This is a genomic window from Streptomyces sp. NPDC127119, from assembly GCF_042677425.1.
In the GTDB taxonomy this organism is placed as follows: Bacteria; Actinomycetota; Actinomycetes; order Streptomycetales; family Streptomycetaceae; genus Streptomyces.
Window position 1 is genome coordinate 20,567 of sequence record NZ_JBHXTO010000121.1, and the last position, 8,022, is coordinate 28,588.

Below are 8,022 nucleotides of genomic sequence, written 5' to 3' on the forward strand. Positions count from 1 at the left end.
AACCAGTGAGTACCCCGTTTCCGTTCACGGCCGTGGTCGGTCAGGACGACCTGCGACTGGCACTGCTGCTGAACGCCGTCTCCCCCGCGGTGGGCGGTGTGCTCGTCCGCGGCGAGAAGGGCACCGCCAAGTCCACGGCCGTGCGCGCGCTGTCGGCGCTCATGCCGCAGGTCGACGTCGTCCCCGGCTGCCGTTTCTCCTGTGCGCCGGACGCTCCCGATCCGGCCTGCCCGGACGGCCCCCACGAGGTGGGCCCCGGCGTGCCGCGGCCCGCGCGGATGGTCGAACTGCCCGTCGGCGCCTCCGAGGACCGTCTCGTCGGCGCGCTCGACATCGAACGGGCGCTCTCGGAGGGCGTGAAGGCCTTCGAGCCCGGCCTGCTGGCCGACGCCCACCGCGGACTCCTGTACGTGGACGAGGTCAACCTCCTCCACGACCACCTGGTCGACCTGCTGCTCGACGCGGCGGCGATGGGTGCCTCGTACGTGGAGCGCGAGGGCGTCTCCGTACGGCATGCCGCGCGGTTCCTGCTCGTGGGGACCATGAACCCCGAAGAGGGCGAGCTGCGGCCGCAGTTGCTCGACCGGTTCGGACTGACCGTCGAGGTGGCGGCCTCGCGCGAGCCCGACCAGCGGGTGGAGGTCGTACGACGGCGGCTCGCGTACGACGACGACCCGGAGGGGTTCGCGACCCGCTGGGCCGACGAGGAGTCCGACGTACGGGCGCGGATCGTGGCCGCGCGGAAGCTGCTGCCGTCGGTGCGCCTCGGCGACGGCGCGCTGCGGCAGATCGCGGCGACCTGCGCGGCGTTCGAGGTGGACGGTATGCGGGCCGACATCGTGATGGCCAGGACCGCCACCGCGCTGGCCGCCTGGGCGGGGCGGACCGACGTGCTCGCCGAGGACGTACGGCAGGCCGCGCTTCTCGCGCTGCCGCACCGGCGCCGGCGCAATCCCTTCGACGCGCCCGGCCTCGACGAGGACAAGCTCGACGAGACGCTGGAGGAGTTCGCGAGCGACGAGGACGACTTGGGGGACTCCGACGACCCCGGTGCCCCTGGTGACTCCGGTGACGAGGACCCGGATCCGGACGGGCCCGGTGGCGGTGGCGGGCGGCCCCCGCAGGACGGGCCCGACGACGGCGGCGGCAGCGACAGCGACGACGGCGACGGTTCCGGTGAGGTGCCCGCACAGGGCGAGGCCCCCGCGAACGAGTCCGAGAACGGAGGGGCGCCGTCCCCCGGCGCGGGCGAGCAGTCCCCCGTACGGGCCGCCGAGCCGTTCCGTACGAAGGTGCTGAGCGTGCCCGGCCTGGGCGAAGGGGCCGCCGGGCGGCGGTCGCGGGCCCGGACCGAGCACGGGCGCACCACCGGGGCGCGCCGGCCGCGCGGGGCGCTCACCAAGCTGCATCTGGCCGCGACCGTGCAGGCCGCCGCGCCGCATCAGCGGGCGCGCGGGCGCTCCGGCCCCGGTCTCGTCGTTCGGCGGGACGATCTGCGGCAGGCCACCCGGGAGGGCCGCGAGGGCAACCTCGTGCTGTTCGTCGTGGACGCGTCCGGGTCGATGGCGGCCCGGCAGCGGATGAGCGCCGTGAAGGGCGCGGTGCTGTCCCTGCTTCTCGACGCCTACCAGCGGCGGGACAAGGTGGGGCTCGTGACCTTCCGCGGCTCCGCGGCCGAGGTGGCGCTGCCGCCCACGTCGTCCGTCGACGCGGCAGCGGTGCGGCTGGAGTCGCTGCCCACCGGCGGGCGTACGCCGCTCGCGGCCGGGCTGCTGCGGGCCCACGACGTGCTGCGGGTGGAGCGGTTGCGGGACCCGGCCCGGCGCGCGCTGGTCGTCCTGGTGACCGACGGGCGGGCGACCGGCGGACCGGAACCGGTCGCGCTCGCCGGGCGGGCCGCCCGGCTGTTCGCCGCCGACAAGGTCGCGTCCGTCGTCGTCGACTGCGAGTCGGGCCTCGTACGGCTGGGACTCGCGGGGCAGCTCGCGGGTGACCTCGGCGGGACGGCCGTGACCCTCGACGAGCTGCGGGCCGACTCGATCGCCGGGCTGGTCAGGGACGTACAGGGCAAGGGCCGAGACGGCAGTCGGGGCAGGAGCCAGGGCAACAGCAGGAGGGCCGCGTAATGCCTCAGGGACAGCCGAGTGTCGTACCGGACGACGGACTGACGACTCGTCAGCGACGGAACCGGGCGCTCGTCATGGTGCACACCGGGATGGGCAAGGGAAAGTCCACCGCCGCCTTCGGGCTCGCGCTGCGCGCCTGGAACCAGGGGTGGCCGATCGGGGTGTTCCAGTTCGTCAAGTCCGCGAAGTGGAAGGTCGGCGAGGAGAACGCGCTGCGCGTCCTCGGCGCCAGCGGTGAGGGCGGGTCCGTCGACTGGCACAAGATGGGCGAGGGCTGGTCGTGGGTGCAGCGCGACTCGCAGCAGGACAACGAGGAGAAGGCCCGCGAGGGCTGGGAGCAGGTCAAGCGGGACCTCGCCGCCGAGACGTACAAGCTGTACGTGCTCGACGAGTTCGCCTATCCGATGCACTGGGGCTGGGTCGACGTCGACGAGGTCGTGGAGGTGCTGCGGGGCCGGACCGGGACCCAGCACGTCGTCATCACCGGGCGCAACGCTCCTGAGAAACTGGTCGAGTTCGCCGATCTGGTGACCGACATGTCCAAGGTGAAGCATCCGATGGACGCCGGTCAGAAGGGGCAGAGGGGCATCGAGTGGTGATGTCCCTCGGTTCTGCCTCGGGAGCGTCCGGGTCCAGTTCTGGGTCTGGGTCTGGGTCTGGCTTCGGGTCCGGGTCCGGGTCGGGGTCCGTTCCTCGGCTGGTCGTCGCCGCGCCCGCCTCCGGGAGCGGCAAGACCACCGTGGCCACCGGGCTGATGGCCGCGTTCGCCTCGCGGGGACTCGCCGTGTCCCCGCACAAGGTGGGGCCGGACTACATCGATCCCGGGTACCACTCGCTCGCCAGCGGGCGGGTCGGGCGCAATCTCGACTCCTACATGTGCGGGCCGGACCTGATCGCCCCGCTGTTCGCCCATGGCGCGCGCGGGTGCGATCTCGCCGTGGTCGAGGGGGTGATGGGGCTGTTCGACGGGGCTTCCGGGGAAGGGGAGCTGGCCTCCACCGCCCATGTGGCGAAGTTGCTGCGGGCGCCCGTCGTGCTGGTCGTGGACGCGTCCTCGCAGTCCCGGTCCGTGGCCGCGCTCGTGCACGGGTTCGCCTCCTGGGATGCCGGGGTGCGCATCGGTGGCGTGATTCTCAACAAGGTCGCGTCCGATCGGCACGAGGCGTTGTTGCGGGAGGCGATGGATCAGTCCGGGGTGCCGGTGCTGGGCGCTCTGCGGCGGGCCGAGGAGGTGGGGACGCCGTCCCGGCATCTGGGGCTGGTGCCTGTTGCCGAGCGGCGGGCCGAGGCGGTTGCCGCTGTCGCGGCGATGGGGGCGCGGGTGCGGGACGGGTGTGATCTGGAGGGGTTGTTCGCGTTGGCGCGCAGTGCGGGGGCATTGGGGGGTGGGGCTTGGGACGCGGGTGAGGTGCTGGCTTCCTCGCCCCCGCCGCCCCTTCCCGTCCCGACCCTCGGGGGCTCCGCCCCCGAACCCCCGGATCGGCCTGAACGGCCTCGTCCTCAAACGCCGGACAGGCTGAAGAACGCGCCGGTCGTCGCGGTCGCCGGGGGGTCTGCCTTCACCTTTTCCTATGCCGAACAGGCCGAGTTGCTGGCCGCCGCCGGGGCCGAGGTCGTCACGTTCGATCCGTTGCGGGACGAGCAGTTGCCGGACGGGACCCGTGGGCTGGTCCTCGGGGGCGGGTTTCCCGAGGTGTTCGGGCCTGAGCTGTCCGCCAACGAGCCGCTGCGCAAGGCCGTCGCCGCGCTCGCCGAGAGCGGGGCGCCGATCGCGGCCGAGTGCGCGGGGCTGCTCTATCTCTCCCGTGAACTCGACGGGCTCCCGATGTGCGGGGTCATCGACGCCGAGGCCCGGATGGACGCGCGGCTGACGCTCGGGTACCGCGATGCCGTCGCGGTGTCCGACAGTTCGCTGGCCGAGGCAGGCACCCGGATGCGGGGGCACGAGTTCCACCGGACCGTCGTCGAGCCGGGGGCGGGGTCTGCCGCCGCCTGGGGGATGCGCACTCCGGTACGGCGGCTGGAGGGCTTCGTCCAGCAGGGTGTGCACGCGAGTTATCTGCACACGCACTGGGCGGGCTCACCCGGGGTCGCCCGGCGGTTCGTGGAGAGGTGTGCGGAGGGTTCCGGGAGTGGCGGGAGTGCCGGGGGATCCGGGGGATCCGGGGGATCCGGGGGATGAGAGCGGCTCCCGGCCTTCGGGGAGCGGTCTGCCGGGGCTCACTCCGCGATGCCGACGACCAGCCAGATGAAGGTCACTCCGGCGAGCGTGCACAGCAGGGTGGAGCGGGCCGGGTGTTCGTGGTGGGCCTCGGGGAGGATCTCCGCGGCGGCGAGGTAGAGGAGCGCGCCGCCGAAGAAGCCGAGGTATCCGCCGAGCAGATGCCCGGGAATGGTGAACAGCATCGTCGAGGCGGCACCGATCACCGGGGCCGCGGCGTCCGCGACGAGCATCGCGACCGCCTTGCGCCGGGCGTTCCCGTACAGGGTCGTGATCGTGTACGTGTTGAAGCCGTCCGCGAAGTCATGGGCGATCACCGCGACCGCCACGGCCGCCCCCATCCCGCCGCCCACCTGGAAGGCCGCGCCGATCGCCACGCCGTCCATGGCGCTGTGGCCGACCATCGCGGCGGCGGCGGTCAGGCCCACCTGGGGCGTCCGCCCGTCGTGTTCCCCACCGCCGTGCGAGGCCTGGCGCACGGCCAACAGCCGTTCCACCATGTGGGCCCCGAGGAAACCGGCCACGAACAGCAGCAGCGCGGCCGGGACGCCGAAGATCTCCTCGCCCGCCGCGTCGAGTGCCTCCGGCAGCAGATCGAGGCCGACGACACCCAGCATCAGGCCGCCGGCCAGGCCGAGTACGAGGTGGCGGCGGTCTGTGACGCGTTGCGCCGTCCAGCCGCCGGCCAGCGTCATGAGGAACGCGCCGAGCGCGACGAACACCGCCATACGCCCTTGCTATCCGATCAACCCGCTTTCACGCACGTTCGCCGCACTCCGGATGCCGCCCGGCTTGCACGGCTTCCGGAAGGACCGCCGTCCCTCGTCGTCGGCGTGGGTGCCTCCAGGGGCGTGACGGCCGGCGAAATACTCGGGCTCGTCGAGGACGCCCTGCGGAACGCCGGGCTGTCCGCGCGGTCCGTCGTCGAACTCGCCACCGTCGACACGAAGGCCGGTGAGCCGGGGATTCTCGGTGCGGCCGAGCGGCTCGGGGTGCCCGTGGTGACGTACAGCGCCGAGGAACTGGCACGGGTCGACGTACCGAACCCCTCGGCCGCGCCGCTCGCCGCCGTCGGTACACCCTCGGTCGCCGAGGCCGCGGCCCTCGCCGGTGGCGGTGACCTTCTCGTCCCCAAGCGCACGTCGTCCGCGCGACCGGCGAGGGCGACCTGCGCGGTCGTACGCCGGACCGGGGACGGGCGGTTCCCGGCGGCCGGGCCCGGGGCCGGTACGGACGCCGGAGCCGGGACCGAGCGGCCGGGGTGCCCGAGATGAGTGGGGGCGGGACGGCGACCTGCGGGGCCTGCGGTCGTAGGGTGGCGCAGCGCGGCCACCGTCGGCAGGAGGAGCCCAAGTGAGCCACCACACCCGTCGGGCACGTCGGGCGCCCCGGGCACGTCAGGCGCCTCCGGGACGTCAGGCACGCGTCGGCCCCTGCCCCGCCCGCGGTCGGCGCCCGCCCGGTCGGCCCGCCTTCTCCCCCCACCCCGTTCCGTGTCCCCAGGAGACCTCGTGACCACCCCCGCCCCCGCTCCAGCCCTGCTCCTCGCCGGCCACGGCACCCGGGACGACGCCGGAGCCGAGGCGTTCCGCGACTTCGTACGGGAGGTGGGCCGACGCAACCCCGGCCTGCCCGTGGCGGGCGGATTCATCGGGCTCTCCCCGCCGCCGCTCGGCGACGCGGTGGCCGAGCTGGCCGCGCAGGGCGTACGCCGGTTCGCCACGGTCCCGCTGATGCTCGTGTCCACGGGCCCCGCCGAGGGCGACCTCCCGACCGCGCTCGCCCGTGAGCAGGCACGGTTCCCGGGGACCTCGTACGCGTACGGGCGTCCGCTGGGCCCGCACCCCGCGCTGCTCGCCGTACTGGAGCGGCGGCTCGACGAGGCGCTGGGCGGGTCGGTGCGCACGCCCCAGGACCGGGCCGAGGTGACCGTGCTGCTCGTCGGCCGCGGCTCGACCGACCCGGAGGCCAACGCGGAGGTGCACAAGGCGGCGCGGCTGCTGTGGGAGGGGCGCGGTTACGCGGGTGTGGAGACGGCGTTCGTGTCGCTGGCCGCGCCGGACGTGCCGTCGGGCCTGGACCGCTGTACGAGGCTCGGCGCGCGGCGGATCGTCGTGCTCCCCTACTTCCTGTTCAACGGCACGCTCCCGGAGCGGATCCGGTACCAGAGCGAGGGGTGGGCGACGGCGCATCCGGAGGTCGAGGTGGTTCCCGCCGACGTCATCGGGCCGGTGCCCGAACTGCTCGACCTGGTGATGCAGCGCTACCGGGAGACCCGGCCGGGCGTCGACGGCCACGGACACCACGACGGCGACCTCCACCGCGACCACGCCTCCTCTCATGCGTACTGACAACGGCGGGAGAGACCGGCGGGACGGGAGAAATGGTTCCTCGTCCTGGGGCGCCGGTGGGCACGGGGAGAGTCAGGGTCAGAGTCAGGCGCAGGATCAAGGTCAGGGGCAGGGGAACGGCCATGATCTGCGGCATCACGGGGACGCCGAGGTGCGCGACGACGGCTCGGCGCTCGTCGACCTCGCCGTGAACGTCCGCGCCGGTACTCCCCCGGACTGGCTGCGCGGCCGTATCGCCGAGTCGCTCGCCGGACTGGCCGCCTACCCGGACGGGCGGGCCGCACGGGCCGCGGTGGCGGCGCGGCACGGGCTGCCCGTGGAACGGGTGCTGCTCACGGCCGGGGCCGCCGAGGCCTTCGTGCTGCTCGCCCGTTCGCTGAAGGTCCGTCACCCTGTCGTCGTGCACCCGCAGTTCACCGAGCCGGAGGCGGCGTTGCGGGACGCGGGGCACACGGTCGACCGGGTGCTGCTCCGTCCCGAGGAGGGGTTCCGGCTCGACCCGGCGGCCGTTCCCGAGGACGCGGACCTGGTCGTGATCGGCAACCCGACCAATCCCACATCCGTGCTTCATCCGGCCGGGCTCATCGCCGAACTCGCCTGCCCTGGGCGGACGTTGGTGGTCGACGAAGCGTTCATGGACGCGGTGCCGGACGAACGGGAGGCGCTCGCGGAGCGGACGGACATACCCGGGCTCGTGGTGCTGCGCAGCCTCACGAAGACGTGGGGGCTGGCGGGGTTGCGGATCGGGTACGTGCTCGCGGCGCCCGAGACGATCTGTGAGCTCGAACGGGGGCAGCCGTTGTGGCCGGTGTCCACGCCCGCGCTGGCCGCGGCCGAGGCCTGTATGACGGCGGAGGCGCTCGCCGAGCAGGCGGGGGCGGCTCATCGGGTGGCCACGGATCGGGCGCATCTGGTGGCGGGGCTCAAGGAGTTCGCGTCCGACGGGGTGCGGGTGGCCGAGCCGGCGGAGGGGCCGTTCGTCCTGGTCTCCCTGCCGGGGGCGGGGGCTGTGCGGGAGCGGTTGCGGCGGCTGGGGTTCGCTGTGCGGCGGGGGGATACGTTTCCTGGCCTTGACGGGACGTGGCTGCGGCTGGCGGTACGCGACCGTCCGACGGTCAACCGGTTCTTGCAGGCACTGGACCAGGCGCTGAGCCTGGCCGGCGGGGCGGGGTGGTCGGACTCACGCTCGGACTGACCCGCACGTCCGGGTCGGCGGGACTGATTGCGCCGTTCCCCGCGCCCCTAAGGGGGTGGGGGTGGCCCGCCGTGGACATCGTGCGGCACCGCGGGGGTTGCCCGCGCAGTTCCCCGCGCCCCTAAGGGG

6 protein-coding genes and 1 pseudogene are annotated in these 8,022 nt (G+C 74.0%); 6 read left to right on the top strand and 1 reads right to left on the bottom strand.

From position 1 onward, the window contains the following. Positions 1-5 precede the first annotated feature (5 nt). From ACFVH5_RS34360 to ACFVH5_RS34370, 3 genes are read left to right on the top strand one after another with little or no spacing between them, the layout of a single operon-like run. The gene (locus ACFVH5_RS34360; protein WP_385837591.1) at positions 6-2,126 is read left to right on the top strand and encodes a putative cobaltochelatase; all 2,121 of its coding nucleotides are present in this window, start codon (positions 6-8) and stop codon (positions 2,124-2,126) included. Then, a complete protein-coding gene (gene cobO / locus ACFVH5_RS34365) occupies positions 2,126-2,725 on the top strand; it encodes a cob(I)yrinic acid a,c-diamide adenosyltransferase (RefSeq protein WP_384814725.1) in 600 nt (199 codons plus the stop codon). Before ACFVH5_RS34360 ends, cobO begins: the two co-directional genes overlap by 1 nt. Then, positions 2,725-4,308 carry a cobyrinate a,c-diamide synthase gene (locus ACFVH5_RS34370; protein ID WP_385837593.1) on the top strand — a complete coding sequence of 528 codons (1,584 nt, stop codon included), beginning with the start codon at positions 2,725-2,727 and terminating at the stop codon, positions 4,306-4,308. Before cobO ends, ACFVH5_RS34370 begins: the two co-directional genes overlap by 1 nt. A 38-nt stretch (positions 4,309-4,346) precedes the next feature. Here the strand turns inward: ACFVH5_RS34370 and ACFVH5_RS34375 are convergent, their stop codons facing one another. Further along, complete coding sequence (locus tag ACFVH5_RS34375) at positions 4,347-5,075, bottom strand: ZIP family metal transporter (protein ID WP_384814728.1); 729 nt, start codon at positions 5,073-5,075, stop codon at positions 4,347-4,349. Positions 5,076-5,159: 84 nt separating this feature from the next. Here ACFVH5_RS34375 and ACFVH5_RS34380 point away from each other — a divergent pair. The 3 genes and pseudogenes from ACFVH5_RS34380 to cobC form a co-directional block, all read left to right on the top strand. Continuing rightward, positions 5,160-5,576 (top strand): annotated as a pseudogene (locus ACFVH5_RS34380) (cobalamin biosynthesis protein); the annotation flags it as partial. Between the two features lie 282 nt (positions 5,577-5,858). Further along, positions 5,859-6,698 carry a sirohydrochlorin chelatase gene (locus ACFVH5_RS34385; RefSeq protein ID WP_385837594.1) on the top strand — a complete coding sequence of 280 codons (840 nt, stop codon included), beginning with the start codon at positions 5,859-5,861 and terminating at the stop codon, positions 6,696-6,698. After that, on the top strand, positions 6,688-7,893 hold the full coding sequence (cobC, locus tag ACFVH5_RS34390) for an Rv2231c family pyridoxal phosphate-dependent protein CobC (RefSeq protein ID WP_385837595.1): 1,206 nt from the start codon (positions 6,688-6,690) through the stop codon (positions 7,891-7,893). The genes ACFVH5_RS34385 and cobC overlap by 11 nt, the downstream gene beginning before the upstream one ends. The last annotated feature ends 129 nt before the right edge of the window (positions 7,894-8,022 follow it).